At 36.3% G+C, this 26,644-nt stretch carries 25 protein-coding genes and 1 pseudogene; 14 read left to right on the forward strand and 12 right to left on the reverse strand.

All coding sequences use genetic code 11. From position 1 onward, the window contains the following. Positions 1-52 precede the first annotated feature (52 nt). Both EZY12_00660 and EZY12_00665 read left to right on the forward strand, forming a co-directional pair. Complete coding sequence (locus tag EZY12_00660) at positions 53-1,054, forward strand: transaldolase (protein ID QSX68265.1); 1,002 nt, start codon at positions 53-55, stop codon at positions 1,052-1,054. Between the two features lie 610 nt (positions 1,055-1,664). Then, a complete protein-coding gene (locus tag EZY12_00665) occupies positions 1,665-2,309 on the forward strand; it encodes a universal stress protein (protein ID QSX70461.1) in 645 nt (214 codons plus the stop codon). Positions 2,310-2,424: 115 nt separating this feature from the next. On the opposite strand, the gene EZY12_00670 is transcribed toward EZY12_00665, so the two are convergent. From EZY12_00670 to EZY12_00680, 3 genes are all read right to left on the reverse strand, one after another. Next, the gene (locus EZY12_00670; GenBank protein QSX68266.1) at positions 2,425-2,811 is read right to left on the reverse strand and encodes a hypothetical protein; all 387 of its coding nucleotides are present in this window, start codon (positions 2,809-2,811) and stop codon (positions 2,425-2,427) included. Positions 2,812-2,827: 16 nt separating this feature from the next. Continuing rightward, on the reverse strand, positions 2,828-3,217 hold the full coding sequence (locus EZY12_00675) for a hypothetical protein (GenBank protein ID QSX68267.1): 390 nt from the start codon (positions 3,215-3,217) through the stop codon (positions 2,828-2,830). A 302-nt stretch (positions 3,218-3,519) separates the two neighbouring features. Next, complete coding sequence (locus EZY12_00680; protein ID QSX68268.1) at positions 3,520-5,046, reverse strand: ferredoxin:protochlorophyllide reductase (ATP-dependent) subunit B; 1,527 nt, start codon at positions 5,044-5,046, stop codon at positions 3,520-3,522. A 309-nt stretch (positions 5,047-5,355) separates the two neighbouring features. On the opposite strand from EZY12_00680, the gene EZY12_00685 reads away from it, so the two are divergent. Beyond that, on the forward strand, positions 5,356-6,711 hold the full coding sequence (locus EZY12_00685; GenBank protein ID QSX68269.1) for a UDP-N-acetylmuramoyl-tripeptide--D-alanyl-D-alanine ligase: 1,356 nt from the start codon (positions 5,356-5,358) through the stop codon (positions 6,709-6,711). A 788-nt stretch (positions 6,712-7,499) separates the two neighbouring features. On the opposite strand, the gene EZY12_00690 is transcribed toward EZY12_00685, so the two are convergent. Then, positions 7,500-9,155, reverse strand: a complete 1,656-nt coding sequence (locus EZY12_00690; protein QSX70462.1) for an IS1634 family transposase — start codon at positions 9,153-9,155, stop codon at positions 7,500-7,502. Positions 9,156-9,623: 468 nt separating this feature from the next. Between EZY12_00690 and EZY12_00695 the strand changes: the two genes are divergently transcribed. From EZY12_00695 to EZY12_00705, 3 genes are all read left to right on the forward strand, one after another. Then, positions 9,624-9,818, forward strand: coding sequence for a hypothetical protein (locus EZY12_00695; protein QSX68270.1), 195 nt, complete (start codon positions 9,624-9,626; stop codon positions 9,816-9,818). Between the two features lie 136 nt (positions 9,819-9,954). Next, a complete protein-coding gene (locus EZY12_00700) occupies positions 9,955-10,146 on the forward strand; it encodes a hypothetical protein (protein QSX68271.1) in 192 nt (63 codons plus the stop codon). 129 nt (positions 10,147-10,275) lie between these two features. Next, entirely contained in the window at positions 10,276-10,548 is a 273-nt protein-coding gene (locus EZY12_00705; protein QSX70863.1) for a hypothetical protein, read from the forward strand. Between the two features lie 140 nt (positions 10,549-10,688). Here EZY12_00705 and EZY12_00710 read toward each other — a convergent pair whose 3' ends face one another. Further along, positions 10,689-11,018, reverse strand: a complete 330-nt coding sequence (locus EZY12_00710) for a hypothetical protein (protein QSX68272.1) — start codon at positions 11,016-11,018, stop codon at positions 10,689-10,691. A 585-nt stretch (positions 11,019-11,603) separates the two neighbouring features. After that, positions 11,604-12,005 (reverse strand): fasciclin domain-containing protein, encoded by a 402-nt coding sequence (locus tag EZY12_00715; protein QSX68273.1) that lies wholly within the window; start codon positions 12,003-12,005, stop codon positions 11,604-11,606. A 120-nt stretch (positions 12,006-12,125) separates the two neighbouring features. Between EZY12_00715 and EZY12_00720 the strand changes: the two genes are divergently transcribed. Next, positions 12,126-13,064 carry a putative 2-dehydropantoate 2-reductase gene (locus tag EZY12_00720; GenBank protein ID QSX68274.1) on the forward strand — a complete coding sequence of 313 codons (939 nt, stop codon included), beginning with the start codon at positions 12,126-12,128 and terminating at the stop codon, positions 13,062-13,064. 136 nt (positions 13,065-13,200) lie between these two features. Here EZY12_00720 and EZY12_00725 read toward each other — a convergent pair whose 3' ends face one another. The 4 genes and pseudogenes from EZY12_00725 to EZY12_00740 all read right to left on the reverse strand — a co-directional run bounded on the left by EZY12_00725 (position 13,201) and on the right by EZY12_00740 (position 15,353). Next, positions 13,201-13,758 carry a CBS domain-containing protein gene (locus EZY12_00725; GenBank protein QSX68275.1) on the reverse strand — a complete coding sequence of 186 codons (558 nt, stop codon included), beginning with the start codon at positions 13,756-13,758 and terminating at the stop codon, positions 13,201-13,203. A gap of 161 nt (positions 13,759-13,919) precedes the next feature. Next, positions 13,920-14,114 (reverse strand): annotated as a pseudogene (locus tag EZY12_00730) (hypothetical protein). 12 nt (positions 14,115-14,126) lie between these two features. Continuing rightward, complete coding sequence (gene trxA, locus EZY12_00735) at positions 14,127-14,486, reverse strand: thioredoxin (GenBank protein QSX68276.1); 360 nt, start codon at positions 14,484-14,486, stop codon at positions 14,127-14,129. Between the two features lie 210 nt (positions 14,487-14,696). Continuing rightward, the gene (locus EZY12_00740) at positions 14,697-15,353 is read right to left on the reverse strand and encodes a nucleoside monophosphate kinase (protein ID QSX68277.1); all 657 of its coding nucleotides are present in this window, start codon (positions 15,351-15,353) and stop codon (positions 14,697-14,699) included. A gap of 133 nt (positions 15,354-15,486) precedes the next feature. Between EZY12_00740 and EZY12_00745 the strand changes: the two genes are divergently transcribed. Together EZY12_00745 and EZY12_00750 are read left to right on the forward strand one after the other, a co-directional pair. After that, a complete protein-coding gene (locus EZY12_00745) occupies positions 15,487-15,828 on the forward strand; it encodes a recombinase family protein (protein ID QSX68278.1) in 342 nt (113 codons plus the stop codon). Positions 15,829-16,072: 244 nt separating this feature from the next. Continuing rightward, a complete protein-coding gene (locus EZY12_00750; GenBank protein ID QSX68279.1) occupies positions 16,073-17,257 on the forward strand; it encodes a CBS domain-containing protein in 1,185 nt (394 codons plus the stop codon). 154 nt (positions 17,258-17,411) lie between these two features. Here EZY12_00750 and EZY12_00755 read toward each other — a convergent pair whose 3' ends face one another. Continuing rightward, positions 17,412-18,953, reverse strand: coding sequence for an FAD-binding oxidoreductase (locus EZY12_00755; GenBank protein ID QSX68280.1), 1,542 nt, complete (start codon positions 18,951-18,953; stop codon positions 17,412-17,414). A 268-nt stretch (positions 18,954-19,221) separates the two neighbouring features. Here EZY12_00755 and EZY12_00760 point away from each other — a divergent pair, with 268 nt between their 5' ends. Further along, on the forward strand, positions 19,222-20,589 hold the full coding sequence (locus EZY12_00760; GenBank protein QSX68281.1) for a DNA cytosine methyltransferase: 1,368 nt from the start codon (positions 19,222-19,224) through the stop codon (positions 20,587-20,589). Here the strand turns inward: EZY12_00760 and EZY12_00765 are convergent, their stop codons facing one another. Continuing rightward, positions 20,590-21,390 carry a TdeIII family type II restriction endonuclease gene (locus EZY12_00765; protein QSX68282.1) on the reverse strand — a complete coding sequence of 267 codons (801 nt, stop codon included), beginning with the start codon at positions 21,388-21,390 and terminating at the stop codon, positions 20,590-20,592. It lies immediately after the preceding gene. Between the two features lie 308 nt (positions 21,391-21,698). Between EZY12_00765 and EZY12_00770 the strand changes: the two genes are divergently transcribed. From EZY12_00770 to EZY12_00785, 4 genes are all read left to right on the forward strand, one after another. Continuing rightward, entirely contained in the window at positions 21,699-21,893 is a 195-nt protein-coding gene (locus tag EZY12_00770; GenBank protein QSX68283.1) for a hypothetical protein, read from the forward strand. 294 nt (positions 21,894-22,187) lie between these two features. Beyond that, a complete protein-coding gene (locus EZY12_00775) occupies positions 22,188-24,047 on the forward strand; it encodes an NAD(P)H-quinone oxidoreductase subunit F (GenBank protein QSX68284.1) in 1,860 nt (619 codons plus the stop codon). A gap of 76 nt (positions 24,048-24,123) precedes the next feature. Next, positions 24,124-24,819 carry a carbonic anhydrase gene (locus tag EZY12_00780; GenBank protein ID QSX70463.1) on the forward strand — a complete coding sequence of 232 codons (696 nt, stop codon included), beginning with the start codon at positions 24,124-24,126 and terminating at the stop codon, positions 24,817-24,819. A 63-nt stretch (positions 24,820-24,882) separates the two neighbouring features. After that, positions 24,883-26,376, forward strand: a complete 1,494-nt coding sequence (locus EZY12_00785; GenBank protein QSX68285.1) for an NADH-quinone oxidoreductase subunit M — start codon at positions 24,883-24,885, stop codon at positions 26,374-26,376. The last annotated feature ends 268 nt before the right edge of the window (positions 26,377-26,644 follow it).

The raw sequence follows: 26,644 nt of genomic DNA on the forward strand, positions 1-26,644 counted from the left end.
TGACCACTGACCACTGACAACTGACCACTGACAACTGACTAAGGAATATGTTATGCCTAAGAACTTACTAGAAGCACTACGGGCAGTAACCGTTGTGGTAGCAGATACTGGAGACATCCAATCAATTGAACAGTTTAAACCTCAAGATGCTACTACCAATCCCTCACTGATTACTGCTGCGGCACAAATGCCGGAATATCAGGCTATTGTTGATCAAACTTTACTCAAAGCTAAAAAAGATGCAGGCGCTGGTGCTAGTCAAGCACAAGTTGTATCTCTAGCTTTTGACCGCTTGGCTGTATCCTTTGGATTAAAGATTTTACAAATTATTCCCGGTCGCGTTTCTACAGAAGTAGATGCTCGCTTATCCTATGATACAGATGCTACTGTAGCTAAAGCCCGGGATTTAATCGCTCAATATAAAGCTGCTGGTATTTCCAAAGAGCGGGTTTTGATTAAAATTGCCTCTACTTGGCAAGGTATCAAAGCTGGGGAAATTTTGGAAAAAGAAGGTATTCACTGTAACTTAACTTTACTATTTGGGTTGCACCAAGCGATCGCCTGTGCTGAATCTGGTATCACCCTAATTTCTCCTTTCGTTGGTCGGATTCTTGACTGGTATAAAAAAGATACTGGCCGGGATAGTTACCCCGCAGCGGAAGATCCAGGAGTTTTATCTGTAACCACCATTTATAACTACTATAAGAAGTTTGGTTATAAAACTGAAGTGATGGGCGCTAGTTTCCGTAATATTGGCGAAATTACTGAATTGGCTGGTTGTGATTTGCTGACTATTTCTCCCGGTTTGTTAACAGAATTGCAAAATACTGTTACCGAATTACCCCGCAAACTTGATCCTGCCAAGGTAGCCGATTTATCAATTGCCAAAATCTCTCTTGATCAAGCTACTTTTGATCAAATGCACAATGGCGATCGCATGGCTTCTGATAAACTCGCAGAAGGTATTGATGGTTTCACTAAGGCTTTGATTTCTTTGGAAAAACTATTAGCCGAAAGATTGGCTAGTTTAGAAAGTGAAAAGGTAACTGCTTAATAATTGGTAATGGGTAATTGGTAAAATTCTTACCTGTTACTTATTACCTACTCTATCTAATACAACCCTGTTAAAAATATCTTGTTTCAATTAATTAACTTTTCCTAAATCTTGACAAATAGCCATAAAACATAGTTTAATCACGAATTATCGCTAAATTCTAACTTTTTAACTTTTGCTAAATGAAAATAGTTTAAATCATTAAATATTAGGAAAAATAGGAAAAATTAGGAATAAAGCCGCTCAGTACAAGCATATCCTCAATATTCTTCAACTTGACTTTATCTAAACCTAGTGTAATAGTATTACTATATTTTTAGTGGGTAGCCTAATTCAAATTCATGAAAGCTGAATTTGTAGCGGAGGAACCAAATATATGGGGCTAATCTTAATGAGAGACACCTTCCAGTCTTAGCCCGTCAGCTAACTCCGTCGGCAATGGAAGGAACCTCCAAAATCTTGGCTGTAATACCAGTTATGATTGGGGCTTCCTTAATAAATTTGAGATTTTGGATTTAAAGATAAATCTAAAATTTAAAATTGTCATCCCCCGCTTCTCATTGATTAATCGTTTCAAGGGAGAGAAGTTAAAACTGTGAAAATTAAGCCAATTTTAGCACGTTTACAAAGTGCTATCGGTCGTGATGACCTAATTGAACAAATGGTATTAATACCAGAATCTCAAAAATCTTTTTCCAAAAGAGGTTCAAAGGCAAAATCAGCTAACTTAATTGTCGGCTATGATGGTTCACCTCAAAGTCATACAGCCCTAGATATTGCTTGTTGGATTGCCTACCAAACGAGTTTAGCCACTAACTCTCAAGTTACAGTTCAAGCCGTTTATGTAGTAGAAGAAAACCTCAATCATCAATCTTTTGATATATTCAATGTTGCTGGAAATAAACCTCCATTAGAATGTGAATTAAGCAATATATCAAAACCAGTGACATTGCGATTAAATCAACCAAAAGGAACAGCAATTTTAACGCAGTTAGAAAGAGAATCTAGAATTTCTATCAAGGAAGCAGACAGAATTTTGTGGCAAGCAAAAACTCTAGCCGAAGAATGGCAAGGTTCGTTTAAATCTCATTTGCGGTTTGGCAATCTTGCTAAAGAACTAAAAAAAGTTGTGCAATTGGAAACTGCTGATATTCTCTTTTTAGGCTGCCAATCTAGTAATCATCCAATAATTGCAACACTAGGTAAGAATTTTCCTTGTGCAGTTTTGGGTATTCCCCATTGTATTGATGAATAATCTTTGTTCTCAATTACAGTGATGGGAATTTAATTCAAAATGGCTTAATTGTTTGATTCAATAGGTAGGGGTTTAGCATTGCTAAACCCCTACACATCTAGGTTTTTTCGCAATCTTATAAAAGTTCAAGTCTCAGCCGTTTTGAGGATAAATGCAAACTACGCAAAGATTTTAATTCATTTATATCACTTACAACTTTACCTAATGACTCACTGAAATAAACAACTTCATAATTAGGTGCAAGTTCTTTTTGCAGTTGCTTCCATAAACTAATACCTTCTTGTTCAAAAGCTGCTTCTTCTTCTGGACTCAAATCTGGTGAATTACCAGGATCTTGCCAATTTAATGTTGCATTATAATCAGTGGCCCATTTTCTCAAATGATTAATGGTTTCTTGACTGAGAGGCAATCGTGCTGGATCGATGTTACCAACTTTATCAGCATCTGCCCACCATAAAGGGTCGCACCCATAATCAGCCATTAGTTTGATTTTTATTGCCATAGCTACTGAGGTGGAATTATGGTAAAGAGGCCGGATTAGCTCCAACTATATAACCATTATCGCCTACCGTCACTGCTATATACTGCTTTTTTCCATTAAAATTTACTTCATAAATTTCTCTAGGGAGTTCTGTTGTTCCTTGATAGCCAAGAAGCGTTCCACTGGTTACAGCAGCCATGACAGCATCAGGGATTTGATTTTCAGAAATTCCACGCCTAGCAAAGTCATCTCGATGTTCTTTTAAAATGTGTGCAAGTCCACTTCCTCTTTTACCAGCTTTTCCATCTTCTAAAAAGACGATTTTACCATCTGCTTGTTTGGCAATCTGCACAATTTTTTCTGGGTTATGCTTAATGCCAAGTTCGGAAAGTTCGGCTATTAATGCTGCTTTTTCAGCACTATTCATTTTGCTATCCTTAATTGCAGTAGATTATTTGATCTCATACCCACTCTAGCCACTATCCAAGTTAGGGCATAGTCGAAAAAGTATATGAATTTGTATACCTATTGCAACATATTTACGCAATTTTGCATATTTATTTAAATAAGTCGAAAAAGTATATGAATTTGTATACTTATTGCAACTACTACCAGTAGTTTTGTTGAAGTAATAGTCAACCTATTCACTATGTAAAGATAAACAAAATAAAAATAGGGCATCTATTTAAGATGCCCTGTACGAGTCAATTAACGTCAATCAAATATCCTCTAAGCCCCTACAGACTCCTTAGCAGCATATAATACCTCAGCCGAGATATCTTTAAACCCACGTTCACGGGCAAACTTTTCGGTATTTCGCTTCACCTTCCCACGCACAAAACCAGGAATTTTATTCAATTCTGCTTGGCCATCTTTTGTCCAATTCAAACCAGATTCAGCAGAAATTCCTTTGGTAATTACTTCCTTTGTATCGTGTCCACCAAAGATTTCTAATAAGTGATCTTCCATTCCCAAAGTGAAGGAATTGTAGATTAAATCGGTGATTTGATTTGTCCCTTCATAACCCATAAAAGGTTTGTAACCAATAGGGAAATTCTGCACGTGAATTGGTGCAGCAATCACACCACAGGGAATATCCAAACGTTTACCTACGTGACGTTCCATCTGTGTACCAAATATAGCAGAAGGTTCAACGCGAGCGATCGCATCCCCAATTTCACCATGATCATCTGTAATTAATACTTCATCGCAATATTCGCTTACCTGTTCCCTAAACCAGTCAGCATCATACTTGCAATAAGTACCCGCCCACACCACATGAATCCCCATTTCCCGCGTTAGAATCTTCGTTAAAGCCGCCGCATGGGTATTATCACCAAAGACTACAGCTTTCTTCCCAGTCAAATTCTGACAGTCAATAGAACGGGAAAACCAAGCCGCTTGGGATACGTGCAAAGTTTGTTCATTAATGAAGTTTTCATAATTAACCTCACCACCTTGAACATTAATTACCTGCTGAATTTTACGGATACATCTAGCGGTTTCCACCACACCCATTGGCGTAATATCTACGTAGGGAGTTCCAAATTGTTCTTCTAAATATTTAGCTGTAGTTAACCCCAATTCCCGATAAGGAACTAAGTTAAACCAAGCTTTCGGCAGATTTTTCAACTCATGAACGCTTGCACCTTCAGGAATAACAGAATTTACCTCAATTCCCAAATCAGCCATTAACCGCTTGAGTTCGGTGCAGTCGTGGTTATTGTGGAAACCCAGAGTAGAAATACCAAAGATGTTAACTGAAGGTTTGACAGTTTTTTCTGTGGGTAGTTCGCCTTTTTTGCGGGCTTTCTCAATGTAATATTGGACGATTTGTTGGAAAGTTCTATCTGCGGCTTGTAGTTCGTTGTAGCGATAATGGTTCACGTCCGCCAGCATTACATCCCCTTTTGCGTCCAACTGCGCTCTTTCTACAAAGTTGTGCAAATCTTCTTGCAAAATACTGGAAGTGCAGGTAGGAGTTAAAACAATTAAATCAGGGTGTTCTTCAGCATCTTTGCGGACGATGTTATCTACTACCTTTTCTTGAGAACCACGGGCTAAGACGTTTCTGTCAACGACGCTGGTTGTAACTGGGGTAAAATTCCTCTCCCGCGATAGCATGGAACGCATGACGTTAAAGTAATCATCACCCAGGGGCGCGTGCATAATTGCATGAACGTTTTTAAAAGAACTGGTAATTCGTAACGTACCAATGTGGGCGGGTCCTGAATACATCCAGTAAGCCAATTTCATCTGGTTTTCTCCCTTTACAACTTAAATAACTATAAGTGCTTGATTATTAAATCGCTTCTGATTTTCTCAAACTTGATGGCTAGGAAAAAATAAGGTTTGTTGCGAGGTTATTTGGTGTAGGAAGGGATAAAACCTAGTAACTGAATGGGTTATGGCTGCTAATTTAAATAATATTGATATTGTTTAAGTAAATAAATCTTAATGATTTGACATCAATCACTGTCCATAAATAATTACCATGATTGTCAATGGAAGTGACGCAAAAAATGTTACTGTAAATAGCTTTAAAACATCCTATCGTTTATCAGTATGCCAGTCTCTATCACTATTTCCCAACTGGTTGAAGTTCTTATCGCTGAACCTGTAAATCTATCTGCATCTACCTTAGCTCGTTCCAGTACCGGGATACAAACAGATACCCGAATTTTGCAACCGGGTGAAGTCTTTTTGGCTTTGCGAGGAGAAAAGTTTGACGGACATGATTTTGTGCCAACAGCGATCGCTCAAGGGGCTATAGTTGCCATAGTTGATCATGCTTATGAAAATCCTGGCTTTCCGGTTTTGCGGGTAAAAGATACACTAAAGGCATATCAGCAAATCGCTAAATGGTGGCGTGAAAGCTTTGATATTCCTGTGATTGGCATCACGGGTTCGGTAGGTAAAACTACAACCAAAGAACTAATTTCGGCAGTTTTAGCTACCAAGGGAAAAGTTCATAAAACCTATGGAAATTTCAATAATGAAATTGGTGTTCCTAAAACCCTTTTAGAAATGGGTAGAGAAAAGGACTTTGCTGTCATCGAAATGGCCATGCGAGGCAGGGGACAAATTGCTGAACTGACAGAAATTGCGAGGCCGACAATTGGGGTAATTACCAATGTAGGGACTGCACATATTGAATTACTGGGTTCAGAGGAAGCGATCGCCCAAGCTAAGTGTGAATTATTAGCGACCATGCCAAATGACAGTATCGCCATCCTTAATCATGATAATCGCCTATTAATGGACACAGCCGCGAAATTTTGGCAAGGGAAAGTGATTAGTTATGGTTTTGATGGTGGGGATATCCAAGGAAAATTAACTGATCATGAAACTGTAGAAGTTGAGGGAATGCATCTACCTTTACCTTTACCCGGTCGTCATAATGCTACTAATTTTTTAGCGGCTTTAGCAGTAGCTAAGGTATTAGAAATTGATTGGCAATTATTGCAATCAGGTATCATTGTGAATATGCCTACAGGTAGAAGTCAACGCTTCACTTTAGCTAATGATGTGGTGATTTTAGATGAAACCTATAATGCCGCCCCAGAAGCCATGTTGGCAGCTTTGCAGTTGTTAGCGGACACACCAGGAAAGCGGAAAATTGCTGTTTTAGGGGCAATGAAAGAATTAGGAGCAAGATCCCCGGAACTACATCAAAAAGTCGGGGAAATGGTCAAACATTTACATCTAGATGGGTTGTTGGTCTTAGTTGATGGTAAAGATGCGGAAATTATGGCTAATAGTGCCGATAATATATCTTGCGAATGTTTTACAAACCATGCTGATTTGGTAACAAGATTAAAAACATTTATGCAAACAGGCGATCGCTTATTATTCAAAGCAGCCCATTCCGTGGGATTAGATCGAGTTGTTAATCAACTACGGGTAGAATTTCCTAATTAGGGTTTGCTGAAAAAGTCTTTTCGTAAGGACTAGGAGTCAGGAGTCACCGAGTCACCGAGTCAGGAGGAATAAGGAAGAAGAAGGAATAATAAGCAAGAATAAGGAAGAAGGAAGAGAAGGTTGGACAATTAGTCCTCAAATTTACGCGGTTATAGAAGAGTGAAAATGCAAGGGTTTTAAACATCTATTGTCAATAATCTTGCACTTGTTTGGTTATAAAACCCTGCAAACCTTTATCTATCAACCCTTTTGCTTTCTTTTATGCAAACCCTAATTAAAGATTGAGTTTCAATGTGTTGTCTAATTTCGGTATCTTTAGACAAAACAAACTTAATTAAGGCGGTATTTTTTGGGAAATTAAACCCCAAGCAAATGATCTATTTTGTGGAGATGTTGCATGAAACATCTCTACTATATCTATTGATAGAAATCTAAACAATGAAAATTATCAGCTAATTGCCATAAATCCCACATTCCGCACCCTTGACTGTCACAAACGGTGATTACGGAGGTAAATTGATGAAGAAGGAGTAAAAGAATACATTGATATATAAAAAAACAAATTTTAGATAGGAAAATTGATTCAGATGTATTCTCAATAAGAAGCAATAAAGAATAAGGGTGGTTTCTGGCAAAAAATATAATATAATTTTATTGTTAGTCTATCAAGACTTAATCATAACTTATATCCTTCTAGAAATAAACTTAAAAATAGCATTAAAACTTAAACTCATTAATAAAATTAATGAGTCAAATTGTATAATTAAACTATTAATAATGTTGATAAATCAACTTATATATCTGTAGTAATTACGGCAAGCTTCTGGGAGAAATAGAAGAATGTACTTCATTTCAGATGTTAAGTTATAAAAGTCTGTTTTTTGTTGAAAAGTAACAAGATGAACTGATTGAAAACATTGAAATATCCACCGCATTGTTGGATTGTTGATGGCTTTGCCCAATTGATTTTTTACAGTATAGTTTAAGGATTTTAAAGCAGCCCTAATTTCTCTTTGTGCTAGAGTATAAACTAGCAGACATAACCCCATTATCATTGCTAATGCCTCTATTCTTTCTGGGCTTTTCAGGAAAATACTATCTGCTAAAAATAAAGGATTTTTGAGAAAACTAAATCCTCGTTCACAGGATTGCTGTGCTTTATATTCAGACAGCATTTTCTCTTTACTCAGTTCTTTTTCTGATAAAACATTTGTGGCAATTATAAACCTTCCTGCACTTAATACTTCTTGGTCAATAGCATCTTTATTTTCAGCAACTGTTGCTAAGATTTGATAGCATTTTGATTGATTTTCTTCTTTGATGTTAGGACTTTTTTCGATAACTTCGATATTTTCTACTTGATGATATTTAAATTCTTTACTTATTTTGATTAATTCTTTTCTAGCATCAGCAGCACAAGCAAATTTTTCTTGCAATAGGTTTTTTAACTTAGTTTGAGTATTAGTCAAAGCTTTTTCTATTTTCTTTGATAATTTCTTTAAGTCAGATTTTTTTCTATCTTGACTTTGCACAACTAACCATCTTTGTTCTATATCTCCATAAGTTATTTTCTTTTCGGCATAAGAATATCCTACTTTTTCACTTTTAACAAATTCCGATTCTGCTAAACTCATCACTAAGTTTTTTGCTGATTTTATCGTTAAGGGTACTCTGGTTAACCATTTGAGACTCGACATTAACTTGATATTTGATTCTGTATATAATGCGCTATCTGCTACTATCAAACTATCAACTTGTATTCTTTTCTGATATTCAACTGCGATTTCTCCAAATTTTTTAGAATCAACTTCATTCCCTGATACTGCTTTTATATATATTGGTATATCTCCATCTCCTGAACATACTAATTGTGTAATAAATTGTTTTAAATCTGGACGATGATCTCTTGAATAACCATAGGTCAGCTTTATCGCTTGAGGTGATTGACTCTCTTCATTTTCTTTTTCCAATGAACCTGATTCTTTTTGATTTTTAAATATTACTGATGGTAAACTATTTTCATATTCTCCATCTACATGAAATGATGTCGAATCCAAGTGTGATGATGAAAGTGATATCTGATATATTTTTACCGCATTTAAACTGACTGCTAAAAATGTTGTATCTAGTCCTTTTATAAATAATTTATCTAATACTCTTCCCAGCTTATCATCGTTGAAATATTCTGGTTTTGCTCCTGCACCAATTAAGTGTTCACAAGCGATTAATTCAAAGAATTTTGGGAACATATATAAAGGCTGTGACATCATGCTTAATCCATTTAAAATCATCGCCTTTACTACCTGACCCGCACTGACTTTTTCTTCTGGTTCTGACCCTAGTAAATTATTAATTATTTCTACTATCCCAATTGAATCTACTATTCCTGCTACTATTCCTAAATGGTCAATCTTCTTCAATTCAAGGTCTTTTATATTCAACATGACAACAGAAACTCCACAAAAGTATCTGTTTTGTATTTTCTCATTTTTCTGTTGAGTCAACACATTTTTTTAGTTTTTTCATTGTCATTGAGGATAAACCTTTCAATGATTTTAAACTAAGTTTTCTATCAAAATAACCTAAGAACCAATAATTTCGTACTTAGTCGTGAATATTTAACTGTATCTCTAACTTAATAGTAATAATTCCTATTTAGCTTTAACAAATCCTCTCAACATTTAGTTCTTATGTACTAAATACATCCGTTTGCTTGGGGTGTGACAGTTGTGGGTGCGGAATGTGGGATAAATAGCTAGACAAAAATATTTTAATTAAGTCTTATCTCTTAGTTTCAAAGCCTTGAACTTATAAATTATTTTTGAAAGAATAAAAACAAGGATTAGTCAATATCAAGTCTAATCTGATTTGTCTTTTATTGAGACAATACAATACATAAAAGAGGAATTATCATGGCTAAGATTAAAATATCCGAACTACTTCCTGTAGGTTATGACTTATTGAATGATGCTCCTAGTTTTCTGAATGAATTAGCTACCGATGAAGTACAAAACGTTCTTGGTGGAGGTGGTGGCTGGGGACGTGGTGGCTGGGGAGGTGGAGGTTATGGCTGGGGAGGTCGTGGCTGTTGTTGCTGTTGTTGTTAATAGCTAAAAAAATAGCTATTAACTAGCAACTATAGTAATCCTAAATTATTCGTGAACAAAGAATTTAACTCTTGCAATATTCACAAATGAAATAGGATTACTAGATTAAGACAATATATAACAAGGAGGAATTATCATGGCTAATATCAAAATATCCGCACTACTTCCTGTAGGTTATGACTTATTTAATGATGCTGCTAGTTTTCTGAATGAATTAGCTACCGACGAAGTACAAAACGTTCTTGGTGGAGGTGGTGGCTGGGGATATGGTGGCTGGGGAGGTAACAGCGGATGTTACAATCCCTGTTGCTGCTGGAGTTGTTGCTAATTAAAAAAAATAGCTGTTAATCAAACTAACAGCTATTACCAATAGTCAGAATAGTAGTTTTTATTTTTTACTACTATTCTGACTATTAATTTATCTTTAATCAACACGATAGATAAAGGAGGAATTATCATGGCTAATATCCAAATATCTGGACTCCTTCCCATAGGTTATGATTTATTTAATGATGATGCCAGTTTCCTTAATGAACTAGCTACCGAGGAATTACAAAATTTTGGTGCTGGTCACTATGGAGGTTTTAGTAGCGGTTTTAGTAGCGGTTTTAGTGGCAGTGTTAGTGGCAGTGTTAGTGGCAGTGTTAGTGGCAGTGTTAGTGGCAGTGTTAGTGGCAGTGTTAGTGGCAGTGGTAGTGGTAGTGTTAGTGGTAGTGGCTTCTGGTGTTAAAATTTAAAAAATAGCTGTTAATTAAAGGCTATTACAAATAGTCAGAATAATAATTTTTATTTTTAATTCTATTCTGACTATTTATAAAAAAGCTAAACACCGAGTTTTTGGTACTTTTGAAATTCTGACTTTTGTTGTAATCACTTACCAAAAGAAAACAACTGTAGGGAATTTCTCCGTAACACAATTACCAAAAGATTAGTCACTAAACAGGTAACTGCTAGAGATAATAAAATATAAGTTGGTGGCATGACCACACCAATCATAAACCAAGTATAAACGTGCAGCATCATGATACTAGCAAATGTACAAGCAAACCCTATAGATATCCACACCTGACCCATGGGACGATTTAGAAACGTGAGGACAAGCGTTGATAAAGTTGCCAGAATATTGGCTGGAACAAGAAAGGCACAGATGCCTATACAATTGTTGTGGGAAAACTCAATTAAGGTGTTGAAATCTAACATTAATTTTTGGGGATAATTGTAGGTGATGATTATTAGGTTTTTATTATAAATACATTATATTCTTAAGATAACTAAACTAATCTTACCTTAAAAGTGAGTATTCACACCATTTATGTTACATTTTTTAAAGAACTAGCCCGATAAACTAAGTTTATTAATTATAGAGACGCTAATAAAACGTCTCTACAAGATTTGCCAAATCAAAAAAATCAGATGAGAGAACTACACAAAAAAGATGAACTGCTCGCAGCAGCGCTAGTTTCCTCCGGGACGCTCTTACGTTCGCTATCTAAGAGGATGTTTTAAAAGTTTTCAAGGTATAAATTAACCCCTCTTGTAAACCTCTCCCCGAAGCGGGGAGAGGCTTTGAAACCCCCCTTCCCAGCCTTCGGCACGCTGCGCTAACGTAGGGAAGGGGGCAGGGGGGTTAGGTTTTTGGAGATTATCGGTTTCATCTAATACTTTTCAAACAACCTCTAAGGAATGTGGGATGGGCATCTGGTCCCTCCTTATATTATTAGGGGACCAGATGCCCGCACCACAAAAAATTTTGGGATATTTTTTAATTGGAAGTCTCTTATTGGCTTAACCCATTAAAATTACCGTATCAATAACGTGAATCACGCCATTATCAGCATCAATATCCGCTGCTAAAACTGTAGCATTTTTCACTTCAAACCCATCATCACAATTAATTTTAACAGGAGAACCTTCCACAGAAGTTACTGTACCAAGTTTTGCCAAATCAGCCTTTGTTAACTTGCCAGGTACAACGTGATAGGTTAATATCCGTGCTAACTGGGGAATATTTTGTAATAAAGTAGTAATTGTACCAGGGGGTAACTTGGCAAAAGCGTCGTCAGTTGGCGCAAATACAGTAAATGGGCCGGGACTTTTTAACGTTTCCACCAACCCAGCAGCGGACACAGCGGCCACTAAAGTTTTAAACGCATCATTACTAACTGCAATATCAACAATATCAGGCATTGATTTTACCTCGTATCTACCAAAGGTTCTAAAAGATAGTAAATCATGTTTAAGTTTGATTAATTAAAATTCTGGTAGAATATTATCTAATGATTTTACTAAGACTTTTCTATACATAAAATGAATAAACGCACTTATGCAATATTGGGAACCGGCGCATTAGGCGGATTTTATGGTGCAAAACTCCAAAAATCTGGTTTAGAAGTTCACTATTTACTTAAAAGTGATTATCAACAGGTAAGCGAACAGGGTTTAATTATTGAGTCTAAAGATGGTGACTTTACCCTCCCTCAAGTTAATGCCTATAACGATGTAAACAAGATGCCACAGTGTGATGTGGTTATAGTATCACTAAAAACTACCCAAAATCAACTTTTATCCAATTTATTACCACCAATAGTTAAAGATGACGGGGTGGTATTAGTATTACAAAATGGTTTGGGTATCGAAGCAGAAATCGCGGAAATTGTGAGTAATGTCCACGTTATTGGGGGTTTATGTTTTCTCTGTTCTAATAAAGTTGCACCAGGACATATTCATCATTTAGATTATGGACAAATTACTTTAGGTGAATATACATCTAATTATCAATCAACTGGCATTACTAAAAAAATGCAGGAAGTTACCGCAGATTTTGAAAATGCGGGTATATCAATAGAACTATTAGAAGATTTACTATTAGGACGTTGGAAAAAACTAGTTTGGAATATTCCCTATAATGGCTTATCTGTGATTCTTGATGCGAGAACTGATGAATTAATGACGGATATGCACACTGGTGAATTAGTAGAAAGTTTGATGTGGGAAGTAGTTGCAGGGGCAAAAAGTACAGGCAGAATTATTCCTGAAAGTTTCATTCAAACCATGTTAGATTACACCGTGAAAATGAAACCTTACCGCACCAGCATGAAAATTGATTTTGATGAAAAACGTCCTTTAGAATTAGAAGCAATTTTTGGTAATCCATTAAGAAAAGCAGAATTAGCAGGTGTGAATTTGCCACAAATTTGTTGTTTATATCAACAATTGAAGTTTTTGGATCTGAGAAATAGAAGTTAAATCTAAATCCTGACTCATCCTATCCAAAAAATGGACAAATCAACTATCTTTATAGGTGTTATTTAAAGGGACAAAGGCAAGAAAAAACCTTTACCCCTATGAGAATTTTGGGCAAATCAGGCAAGGCAAATAGTATTTATTTGACAACATTCTCCTTCACTAATCTTTGGTCAGATGCTACTGCCAGAAGTTCTTCCATAATATCCCAAGCTGCTGCACATTCACGAGAAGAATCGCCCTTAGTTGCACAAATTGTTCTCGCTTCTTCCCGTGCAACTTCTATTTCGTCTTCAATAAAGATGCGTTTTGGATTTTCAAACAAATCACTTTTTCTGAGGATATCGGTAATTGAGATGATTCCTAACAGCTTACCTTTAATTACAGGGGCGCGACGGATGCCTGTATTGGCAAACAAGCGAGCTACATACTCCACACCAAGCTCAGGATTGACGACAATACAAGGCTTAGTCATAATTTCATAAACTCGCACTTGTTTGGAGTCTTTACCATAAGCAGCAACTTTATAGACAATATCAGTTTCACTGACCATGCCATAGGGGTCATTTTCTGTCCGAGGTTCCACAATTAAAGAACGCAAACCTTTATATTTCATCAAATCCACAGCTTCGGCTACGGTTGCTGAACCACGAATTGTAATCACTTCTGTGGTCATTATGTCTTCAGCTTTCATCATGGTTAAAATCCTGAAAGTAATGGGTATGAGTCTGTGGGACTTTGATTGGGTAAATGTCTAAATATGGAGCAGATGGAAATAGATTCACTCATTTCTAATATTTGCTGCTTAGACACTTCTGGAGAAAGATTAGATGTAGTTAATGGTTGAAAATTACTTGATATTCCGGGTGCGTAAGCTTCAATGACACTTCCATCCAGAGAGCGCATTACCATCAGGTAGTCACAAACTGGACACTCTGTGCGGATAATTTGATTCATCAAAGAATGCTTGTGAGCTAGTTTTCCATCAGTTAAAAACTGACGTTTTGCTTCACTACCGCAATTAGGACATGGAAATATATACGCTCTCTGCATGGAGAAACCCCCTCAAGAATGTTCAAGTATTTTGTTTAAAGCTGTGGTGAATTTTTCATAGGGAACTACCCCAACAACTATTTCTGATAATTCGCCATGATTGAAAAACATAACTGCGGGAATACTGCGAATACCGTACTTTTTAGCAATGCTTTGATTTTCGCCATCACCAACATCTAACTTGACTACTTTTACCTGATCTTTGTATTCTTGGGCTAGTTTATCCATTAAAGGAGCAACCATCCTACAAGGTCCGCACCAAGTTGCGGTGCAGTCCATGACAAATAATTCTTTCTCCTCTAAGAGCGATTCAAAGTCTGATTTTTGGATATATTGAACAAGAGTTTCATTCGGACTTTCAGAAGTAGCCATAGGTTTTTCCAGTAAAAATTAAAATTGGTGATTATTTGGTTGGGAAATGGGAAATTTTCAAGGATAGAATGGAATATCCATGAGTTAAGTTATTTGTTGAGTTAAAGCCAATCTCAGAAGTGCTATAACCCTGATGCCATAGAAATTTCAATCTTTTGATTTTTCTTTTATTTCGCATAAAATACTCAGGACTTTTACTTTATTTTTGTGTCATGCAGATAAAATCTGTTTTCCTGCTTTGATTAATCTTTTCCTAGCATTTAAAGTTTTTTTGTTTCCTATTAAACGAGACTTAGAAAAAGAATCTTGTAAAAACTGAGTTACTATTTCGACTGGGCGATCGCCATTAATCACAGTTAAACAACCTTGTTGGCGATAATGCTGAATTAAGGGATTAGAATGCTCCTGATAGACTTCTATTCGCCTATAAATAACCTCATGATTATCGTCTGAGTGACCTCGTTGCAGTAACCTTTGTACCAAAACATCAATTGGGACATAAAAGCTAAAAACTTGGTCGTAAAGCTGTTCTGATAATGCAGTGTTGCCTTTAGCCCGGATTTCTAATAGTAATTGATCAAGAAGTTTCACCTGGGATAAATTACTAGGAAATCCATCCAGAATCCAACCCCGTTGGGCAGAGGAATGACTGAAGTGTTGGCGGATGATATCAAGAATGAAATCATCTGGAACTAAATCACCTCTTTCTATATACGGCTTGACTTTTAAGCCGAAAGAAGTCTCTTTAGCGATCGCCTGACGGCATATATCATCCATGGAAATATGCGGAATTTGCCATTGGCTTGACAGTGCTGCCCCCTGGGTACTCTTGCCAGCACCCGGTACTCCTAAGAAAATCAATCGCATTCAAACACCCCCTATTTCCAACTGAAAATGAGATGAAATCAACAACCAATACAATCCCCAAATATAGGATTCCTCTAGGAATAGCCAATATTTGAGATATCATATCTACAGAGGTGATTGAATTCTGAAAACTATGGCAACTGAAAAATCAAAAGACTCTTACCTGTGGGAAAAGCTAGACCAAGCCAGGAAAGCGAAAGCTGCCAGTGGCGGCTATGCCGGCTATGGTTCACCTGCTTTTGGTCAACAGTCAGTTAATGGTGAACTAGTAGAGAATCCGTCTGAACAACAGATCATTGAATTAATTCGCCGTCACCACAAGTCAGGAAAATCACTTCCACAAATTGCCGCGTGGCTTAACCAGCAAGGATATACAACCAAGCGAGGCAGTCAGTGGCAACCTGTATCAGTTAAAAGGGTTTTAGACAGGCTGTATGGTAAAATACAAAGAATTTCCGGCATGGACGAAGACTGATGCCCACATTGGCTCTGATTTAGAACCACAAAGTAAAAATGTTTTCTTTGCCCTATTTGAATAGACAACTTTAAATTTTATCCCATATTTACCTTTTGAGCATTCAATCCTTTATATATAGGCTGTTTCCTCGATTTATCCTTTACATTCCCCGTATCATAACTGAAATTTGTAGAAAATAATATGTATATGACAAAAAACTTTATAAAACTTCATAAATTAACTTTATCAGCTATTGTCAACCATGCAAATTGATGACCCACTCATTGGCGTTCCCTGCTTAGAAGAGGCGATAGATAGGCATCCACTGGTTGTTGCGCCCCATACTTCCCTAATTAATGTTGTGAATTTAATGAATCAGACGCGAGGTAATAGTTGTTTATTACCTGATTTTGATTTAGAAATTGGCTTTAATTCCATGCAAGGCACGCGTTCAAGTTGTGTTTTAGTCATGGAAGAAACAGAACTATTGGGTATTTTTACAGAACGAGATATTGTCAAATTCACAGCAATGGGTACAGACTTTACTGATGTGAAAATAGCTGAAGTTATGGTAAATCCAGTCATAACCTTGACAGAAAAGGCATTTCAGGATGTATTTGCAGCATTATTTTTATTTCGACGATATCGCATTCGCCACTTGGTGATAGTCAATGCAGAGGAACAAGTAGTAGGAATCGTCTCCCCAGAAAGTATTAGACAAATTTTGCGCCCTACCAATTTACTGAAAATGCGGCGGGTGTCAGAAGTAATGACCACTCAGGTAATTCATGCACCACCTACAGCCTCCGTACTCAGTTTGGCGCAGATGATGGCGGAAAATCGAGTTAGTTGCGTGGTGATAGTAAAAACAGATTCCTGGAACGATGTCTTATCAGCTTTTAAACCAGTAGGAATTGTGACAGAAAGAGACATCGTCCAATTTCAAGCATTGGGATTAAATTTGGCTCAAATTGAGGCAAAAACAGTGATGAGTACACCCTTATTTTTGCTAAGTCCAGAAGATTCCCTCTGGTCTGCCCATCAAGAAATGCAGCAGCGACGAGTGCAGCGATTAGTTGTATCCTGGGATTGGGGAGCAAAGTTAGCTATCGTCACTCAAACCAGCTTGTTGCGAATATTTGATCCACTGGAGATGTATGGAGTCATAGAAACATTACAAATAACTGTAGCTCAATTAGAAACCGAGAAAGCTAAATATTTCCATAGCCAAACTAACTCCACCGAACTACCACTACAGCCAGACTTAAAGCAGATCCAGAAACAACATATAGTTGTTGACGAAAACTTAGATAACTTGATTGCTACTGTGCAAAGCCGGATAGAACATTTGATCAAAAACCCTGATTTATCCAGAGAATTACAGCAAATGTATTTAGGTTTAGCGACAACGGAGATGCAAAAAATCCGCCATTGTCTTCATAGCTAAAAAATCCTCACAAATTAACAAATTCCTAACAAATAACCCGAAGATTGCAACACACTTAAATAAAAATTACTTTCTCGTTCACGCAGTAACCCAAGTAGCACAGCAAAGTATTTTACCCTGATAGAATTGCGTTCAATTATTTTATTTTCAGATATTATTCAGAATAATCATTGCCAGAACCAAATTGCCATTTATCTATTAACCGATGCCAGTAATATTGTTGTTGAATAGATAAATTATTAATTAATAATTTAATCACTGGAGTTACCAAAAACAAACCATTATAAAGGCATAAATTAATATAATGTAATATCCAATCCAATAAACTCAATAAACCAACTTGGGGAATAATCTTCGCAACTAATAAAGGATGAGATAAACCTGTTTTTAACAAAGTTTGTGTCAACGCCCCAACCTGGACGATATCTTGTAAAAAAGGTTTTAACACAGGTGTTCCTAACTGCTGCATTTCGGCAAATACAGCGGAGAGTAATTGATTAATTTGATTTGGGTCAATTTTTTGATTTACACCTACACTCATGGCTTTTTGAAATAACCAAGTTACACTTAAACTCGGTTGATAGGGTTGGAGAATCGCCAAAGATTGGGCAGATAATTGATCAGTTTTTAATGCCTCCTCAATTCCTAAGGTTAACCTGTGTAAATGACGCACCATAGCCCCAAAACCGCCAAAGCTTAAAGGTGATTGATTACCGCTACTATCTCCCACTGGCAAAATTCGATGCCAAGGGGTTTGCAGAGGACTTTGACGATAGCTGGGAAAGAAACCAAACAGCGCCCTTTGAAAATTTAGGCGATTAATTTCTACACCTTGATATTTTGGTAACAGGCGTAAATATTCATCAAATAAATTTTCTAAGCTTAAGCGTTGTGGTTCTGCATCCATATATGTAAATAGATAAGTGGTTCTCCCATCTTTAGCTGGAAAAGCTTCCCAAAAATATTGACATTGATTTTCCAAAGGCGTGAAAGATAACAATAAGTCACCTGAGTTATTTTCCGGAAATCCTTTAGCACAACTTCCCACAACTAAACAAAGTGCATCTGGTTTTTTTTCTTGACGCGCTTGTTGGCTAATTGGGGAAAGATTTCCCATGGCATCCAATAACAATTTCGCTGTAAATTGATTGTTTACTATCACGCCATTTGGGTGAACTACGGCATCACTAAATGGTGTATTTTCAAATAACATTCCCCCAGCATTAAGAAAGCGAGTTTTTAAGGTTTCGAGTAAATAAATAGGATTAACGCCAATATTTAAAACGTCTTCTACCCAAACTTCTGTACCACCTTGAAAACTGACTCGTGCGGGGTTATATTTAGTTACGATAGCTGCTTCTAATTCCTGTTCTGTCAGCAATTCCAATTCCCGAAATACTTCTAACTCTTTCCGGGAAATATTCCATTCCTGTTCTCTTCCTCGCAAAATTCCCCTTTCTAGCAACGCTACGCGCACACCCCGCACAGCTAAAGCCGCAGCGATTAAAATTCCCAAAGTTCCACCACAGATAATGACATCAAATTTCACAGAGTCTAAATTCTCTGAATTTTCTTTAACTCCGTTGGGTATGGGTGCGTTATCAGTTCGCAGGGATGTTAATATAGTGTCAGTGCGACGCAAAGCGCCTAAAACATCGCCTGGTAGTTGGGAAAGAATTTCTTCAGTTTGTGACATAACGGTTAATTTTAGGAAAGTTCTATATATTGATACTATCTTTGCTTGATACATAAACCAAGAAAGTTTCATTTATAAAAATTGCAGGTTAGGTAAAACGAGGAGAAATTTACTATTTATGTGAGTTGATTGGGTTTTAACCCAAACTTGTATTTTAAAGGTAAAGTGGTTGTCACAGAGTTAAAAACTGGAAACTTAATGTATTTGATGATATACTAGGTTTATAACTATGTGATAGTTAGTTGGTTAATGAAATTATCTAGTAAATATGAAGTCTATATTTTTACCAATATCAAAACAAATAGAATTGCCTTTACAATTAGTGACGCACCAAAAACAATTCACTTTTATTGATCTTTTTGCTGGTATTGGTGGATTTAGAATTGCTTTAAGTAAATTAGGTGGTCAATGTTTAGGATATTCTGAAATAGACAAACAAGCAATTAAAGTTTATCAGCAAAATTTCATTAGTTACTTTAATAAACATGAAATTGAATTAGGAGATATTACAAACATTAGTGAACTTCCACCTAATATTGACATAATTGTTGGTGGTGTTCCTTGTCAACCTTGGTCTGTTGCTGGTTGTTTAAGGGGATTTGAAGACAAGAGAGGAAAATTATGGTTTGATGTAATTCGACTAGTGAATAAAAATCAACCGAAAGGATTCATTTTTGAAAATGTTGGTGGATTAGCAAGTCCTAAAAATCGGGATAATTTGGAACTGATTCTTAACGAATTAGCAAATACAGGATATTGCGTGAAATGGAAAGTTCTTAATGCTTACGATTTTGGTTTACCTCAAAATCGGGATAGAGTTTTTATTGTTGGGATTAGACGGGATATAGAAAGATGTCAAGAGTATAAATTTCCTAAACCTTTGAATATTCACCCAAAAGTTCTAGATATTTTGGATGAATTTAAAAATATTAATGTTGTTGAAAAAGTTAAACTAGATGCAAATACTTTATTTAAAGGTGTAATTCCACCATCAAGAACGAGATTTCAAAAAGATGATGAGTTAAATGATTTTTTCATTTTTTCTGATTTAAGGAATGGACATACAACAATTCACTCTTGGGATATTATCAATACGAGTGATAGAGAAAAAATGATTTGCTTAACACTTCTTAAATATAGAAGAAGTAAAAAATATGGAGATAAAGATGGTAATCCTTTATCTTTTGAAAATTTCCGAGAAATTATCACGGATATAGAGATCAATGAATTAAATAAATTGCTTGAAAAAGGTATATTCCGGTTAACTGCTGATCATAAGTATGAATTTGTGAATTCTAAAAATATGACAGGTATTAATAATATTTATAGAATAATTTTACCTACTGCTGAGATTTTCCCAACTTTAACTGCTACTGGTTCTAAAGACTATATCGCAACTGTATCTATTCATGCTAGTCATCCACAGGAATATAAAAATCTTTTCTTAGAAAAAATTTATCAACCGCAGAAATATATACCCATTACTGCAAAACACGCTTGTAAGTTACAAGGATTTCCTATAGATTTTGAATACCATACAAAAGATGAAGTAGCTAAAAAACAGTTTGGTAATGCTGTTCCTGTACCTGTGGTTGAATATGTAGCTAAAGAATTACTAAGGATTCTTGATATCTAACTAATTTGGATAAAAAATATCATGAAATTCCTCTGCAAAGTTTTCTTGTCCTAATTCAACAAAAAGTGATTGTAACTCCTCAAATGTATTTTCTTTTCCCGAACAAAAATCCCAAAATTCATTTTCAACCCATATATCTTGGGTAATATCTAGAGGAGAACTAGATAACATACTTTTTTTCTCTTCATACCAAGATTTTTTAAAAGGATTAAAAGGAATAGCAATACGCGTTTCTACGTTAGCATCAGGATGTTTAGCAAGTCTGTAAGCATACCATTCCAGCATTTGTTTGTTGAATTTTTTAAAATCACCTTGATTTGATTGTGTAGTTTTAATGTCAAATATATACTCAATTCCATCTTTAGACAAATGAAGATCAACTCCAGTTCCCGTTGAAGGAGATATGTATTTCTTGATGTCTTGAGGATTTATTTTTAAAGCAGCATTTTTTAGACTTTGTATACATTCTTTTGTTGAAATTCTCCTATTATTAGGCTTATTTTCTCGTTCGGACACTAATCTATCTAATTCACTCTGTAAAGTTTTGGGAAATGGAGTTGGAATTACTATTTTCTCTTGAATGATTTCAAATCCATTTAACTCTGCTAAAGTTTTAGCTATAGGTTCCCAACAAGTTGTTCCTAAACTTGTTTCTAGTCCACCAATCAGAGAACGTATGCGTCTTTCTTTGGGGAAAATATCATCTAATACTTGGTAATTTTTTATTTTCTTACCTTTGAAAAAATTCCTAATTGATTTCTTGAGATTTTCTTTAATTATCCGTTTAATATGCTTATCCATAATTCAATTAGTATGATGTGTTTGTGGAATTGTTCGCGCATAAGCTAGATTAGACAAACATATGGCTTTGGCTAATTTTGTCATGTAAGAAAACATTACATTAGTTATGCGATTTCTGTGGACTGCTGAACGCTACCGCTTTGATCCCTTTTAAATTAAACATATTAATTTATTAATTTAGTGATATATACGGTCATTCTCGTTATCTTATCAGCTTTGGATATATTTTGGCAAATGAAACTGATCTCAGAATTTATGCCAATCTAGATATAGAAGTCTCTCAATAACTTAATTTGTAGGAAACACCCATGAACAGTTCTCAGATAGTTGCAATTATTACAGGGGCAATTTCTATACTTCTGGCGATTGCATACCTAATTGTTGTGCAAATTATTGATTACCGGGATATGAAACCAGCGCCTATTAGCGAACTTACCCCAGTCGTAATCATTGCGACAAGTAATTTACCTAATTTACAGTTTGACATAATTGCTAAAGTGTGAAACAGATGGGGTAGATGATTCTGCCCCTACTCTATGATAGAAAGATAATCCATAGACTTAAACCAATAGTTGTTATTTAATAATTCAATTGATGGAAATATAAGAATTCTTTACAGAAAATATCGTAAATTTGTTTAATTAAATAATTCCTTTTTGGCATGGATAAAGGTAAGCTATTGATAACAATATTAAATAAAGATAAATTTTCATTATCTGTCATGACTAGGTTGATAGGGATCAACGCTAGTTAGTGTGTTTTCTTTAAGTTTTGCTGCAAACTATAGAGGTAATTGAATGAATCAGTATTTATTAGATACTGTTTGGCTGATTCCTGTTTATGCTTTAATAGGTGGGCTTTTAGCCATACCTTGGTCGCCGGGAATCATTCGCAAAACAGGCCCTCGACCAGCCGGATATGTCAACGTGGTTATGACCTTGTTCTCCTTTTTTCATGCTGTCTTGGCTTTTCCAGGGACTTGGAATCATCCAGCTAAAGAAGTATTTATTCCTTGGTTATCTACCGCAGGTTTAAATCTGACTATTAATTTAGAAATTTCTGCTATCAGTGTAGGTGCGTTAATTATTATTACCGGCTTGAATTTGCTGGCGCAGATATACGCTATTGGTTACATGGAAATGGACTGGGGTTGGGGACGCTTCTTTTCCTTATTGGGATTATTTGAAGCAGGTCTTTGTGCCTTAGTTCTGTGTAACAATCTCTTCTTTACCTATGTAATTCTAGAAATCCTCACCTTGGGAACTTACTTATTAGTAGGTTTGTGGTTTAGTCAGCCTTTGGTAGTAACTGGGGCGCGAGATGCTTTTTTAACCAAACGGGTGGGAGACTTGTTTTTATTAATGGGTGTCTTGGGACTTTGGACACTTTCAGGAACTTGGAATTATACGGAGTTAGCTGCATGGGCGGCTAGTGCCAATGTTGACCCCACAATTATTACTTTAGTATGTTTGGGTTTAATTGCCGGACCAATGGGTAAATGCGCCCAGTTTCCCTTGCATTTGTGGTTAGATGAAGCAATGGAGGGACCCGTTCCCAGTACAATTTTGCGGAGTTCGGTGGTAGTGGCCAGTGGGGCATGGGTATTAATTAAATTGCAACCTGTGTTTAGTTTATCACCTGTGGCATCTTCGGCGATAGTGGCGATTGGGGCGGTGACAGCTATTGGTGGGGCGTTAATTGCGATCGCTCAAATTGACATTAAACGCTGTTTATCTTATTCTGTCAGTGTTTACATGGGGTTGATATTTATTGCGGTAGGTACACAGCAAAATGAAGCAGCTCTATTATTAATCCTCACCCATGCCCTCGCTGCTGCATTATTAGTGATGAGTACGGGGGGAATAGTTTGGAATAGTGTTACCCAAGATGTTACCCAACTTGGTGGATTGTGGTCACGTCGTCCCATGTCCGGTTTAGCCTTCATTGTCGGGACATTGGGTTTAATTGGTTTTCCCCCTTTAGGTAGTTTTTGGGGGTTGTTTAAATTAGCTGATGGTTTATGGGCAACACACCCGATTTTAGTAGGAATAGTTATTGTTGTTAATACCTTAACTACATTTAGCTTAACTAGACAATTTGGTTTAATTTTTGGTGGTAAACCCAAACAAATGAGTGAACGTTCTCCCGAAGCTATTTGGTTGATGGTTTTACCAATGATGATTTTATCGGGCTTTGTTTTACACCTGCCTTTAGTGTTGCAAAGTCTATCATTACTACCTGACTGGGCAACATTAAATAAAGATGTGGCACTGCTATTAATTTGGTCAAGTATCTTTGGTTGTAGTATTAGTAGCATCATCTATTTAGGTAATATTCCTAAACCAATTCGTCTACCCTGGCAAGGATTACAAAATTTATTTGCTTACGATTTTTACACCCCTCAAATTTACAAAATTACCATTATTTTCGGCGTTGCTCAACTTTCTAAATTTGCCGATATGCTGGATAGATTTGTAGTAGATGGTATTGTCAACTCTGTGGGTTTATTCTCTCTATTAGGTGGTGAAGGCTTGAAATATAGTAACAATGGACAAACTCAATTTTATGCCTTAACAGTTCTGTTAGGAGTCGGTTTTTTAGGTGCTTGGGTGACATGGCCTTTCTGGGGAATTCAATTCATGAATTTAATTTTCTAAATATTTATGATTTAGATTGCTGATAATAATTTAAAATAATAATTACCATCTAAATCATATTAGGGATAATCCAGTGATTAAGAAAAACCTTTCTCGCCGAAATTTACTCCAATTAGGTACAGGTGTAATTAGTGCCGGAGTAGCTGTCGCGGTGTCTTCCAATTTAGCTACACTCGAACCAGCCACGGCTAAAAACATTGTTAAACCTGACGAAGCACTCAAAGCATTACTCGATGGTAATGATAGATTTGTTAACCAAAAGCGTCGCTATAAGAATCAAGGTTCTGCCCGCTTACAGGAAGTTGCTAAAGGACAAAACCCCTTTGCTTCTATCCTTGGCTGTGCCGATTCTAGAGTCCCCGGAGAAATAATTTTTGATCAGGGTTTAGGCGATTTATTTGTTTGTCGAGTTGCGGGTAATATTGCCACACCAGAAGAAATTGGTAGCCTAGAATTTGGGAGTTTAGTATTAGGATCAAAAGTGATTATAGTACTAGGACATGAAAGATGTGGTGCTGTAGATGCCACAATTAAAGGCGCACAAGTACCAGGGCAAATTGGCAGCTTATTAGAGGCAATTAAGCCCGGTGTCGAGAAATCTCAAGGACAACCAGGAGATAAATTAGAAAACGCTGTTAAAGCTAACATTTTGGTGCAAATTGAAACATTGAAATCATCACCAGTTCTAGCTGAATTAATCAATGCCAACAAACTTAAAATAGTTGGTGGTTATTACGACTTAGATACTGGCAAAGTCAGTTTAGTTAGTTAATTCATCATAAATCAGTTGGTAATAGCTAATCTATTACCAATTACTAATTACCAATTAATAAATATGTTGAGTGTTTTAATTTGGCTACCAATTATAGCCGCTATAATCATCGGTTTTTATCCAGCAAAAAATGTTCCTGCGAGTCAGATTCGGTTAGTATCTTTAATCGTCACAGGTTTAGTTTTGCTGTGGAATATTTTCATTTTGTTAAAATTTGATATCAGCAATCCAGGGATGCAGTTTACCGAATATCTACCTTGGAATGAAACATTAGGTTTGAGTTATCAATTAGGAGTTGATGGATTATCAATATTAATGTTGGTGTTAAATAGCTTACTCACTTGGATTGCTATTTATAGCAGCAGTAAAGATATAGAACGTCCTCGGTTATTTTATTCCCTGATTTTGTTTGTTAGTGGTGGCGTTGCTGGTGCTTTCTTATCAGAAAATTTGCTTTTGTTCTTCCTATTTTATGAATTGGAATTAATTCCATTTTATTTACTAATCTCCATTTGGGGAGGAAAAAAACGGGCTTATGCAGGGATGAAATTCCTGATTTATACAGCTATTTCTGGCGCGTTTATTTTAGCCACATTTTTAGGAATGGTGTGGTTAACAGGTTCTCATAGTTTTGCCTTTGATGCTGTGGCTACACAAAACATTTCTGCGGGAATGCAATTAGTATTATTATCAGGAATAGTTTTAGGTTTTGGCATTAAGATTCCTTTAATTCCTTTCCATACTTGGCTACCTGATGCTTACGTTGAAGCTTCTGCACCTATCGCTATTTTGTTAGGTGGAATATTAGCAAAACTGGGAACTTATGGATTATTGCGATTTGGACTGGGAATGTTTCCCCAAACTTGGCACATTATCGCCCCAACTTTAGCAATTTGGGGGGCAATTAGCGCGATTTATGGGGCAGTTGTAGCGATCGCTCAAACAGACATAAAACGCATGGTAGCATATAGTTCTATCGGACACATGGGCTATATCTTACTAGCAGCCGCAGCAGCCACACCATTATCATTAGTTGGTACAGTTTCCCAAATGTTTAGTCATGGAATTATCCTGGCTATTCTCTTCCATTTAGTTGGAGTTATTGAAACCAAAGTTGGGACAAGAGAATTAGACAAACTTAGTGGTTTAATGAGTCCTATTCGCGGTTTACCATTGATTAGTGCTTTACTAGTTTTAAGTGGTATGGCTAGTGCAGGTATTCCTGGTTTAACAGGTTTTATTGCTGAATTTATTTCCTTTCAAGGCAGTTTTTCCACTTTTCCCATTCCCACACTTTTATGTGTAGTAGCATCTGGTTTAACCGCAGTTTATTTTGTAATTCTTCTCAACCGCACCTGTTTTGGTAAACTGCAAAATAACTTAGCCTATTATCCTAAAGTATTTTGGGCGGAAAAAATCCCTGCATTAATTTTAGCATCTCTAATTGTTTTCTTAGGAGTACAACCAGTTTGGCTAGTGCGTTGGAGTGAAACCACAACTACCGCAATGGTAGCGGCAATTCCTACTACCGAAAAAACCGTAATTGCCTTGAAGTAATTATCAAAAACCATGAGTAGGGGTTTAGCAATGCTCATAGGTGTTAATTTAAGCCCTGGCAACTGGAAGTTGCGGAACTACACAAACAAAGTCCACCTTCGCGGACTAAGGAAAAATTAATTGTTTGAAACCCACGCAGGTGGGTTTTGCCTGTGTAGGTGCGGTTTCTAACCGCCGATTTAATATTAAGTTGACACCAATGAAGCTCTTGCTTTACCCCTACGATTTCTAAAAAAATCTTTTCCACAATCAAAACATTTATTAATCA

The organism is Dolichospermum sp. DET69, from assembly GCA_017355425.1.
Classification (GTDB): domain Bacteria; phylum Cyanobacteriota; class Cyanobacteriia; order Cyanobacteriales; family Nostocaceae; genus Dolichospermum.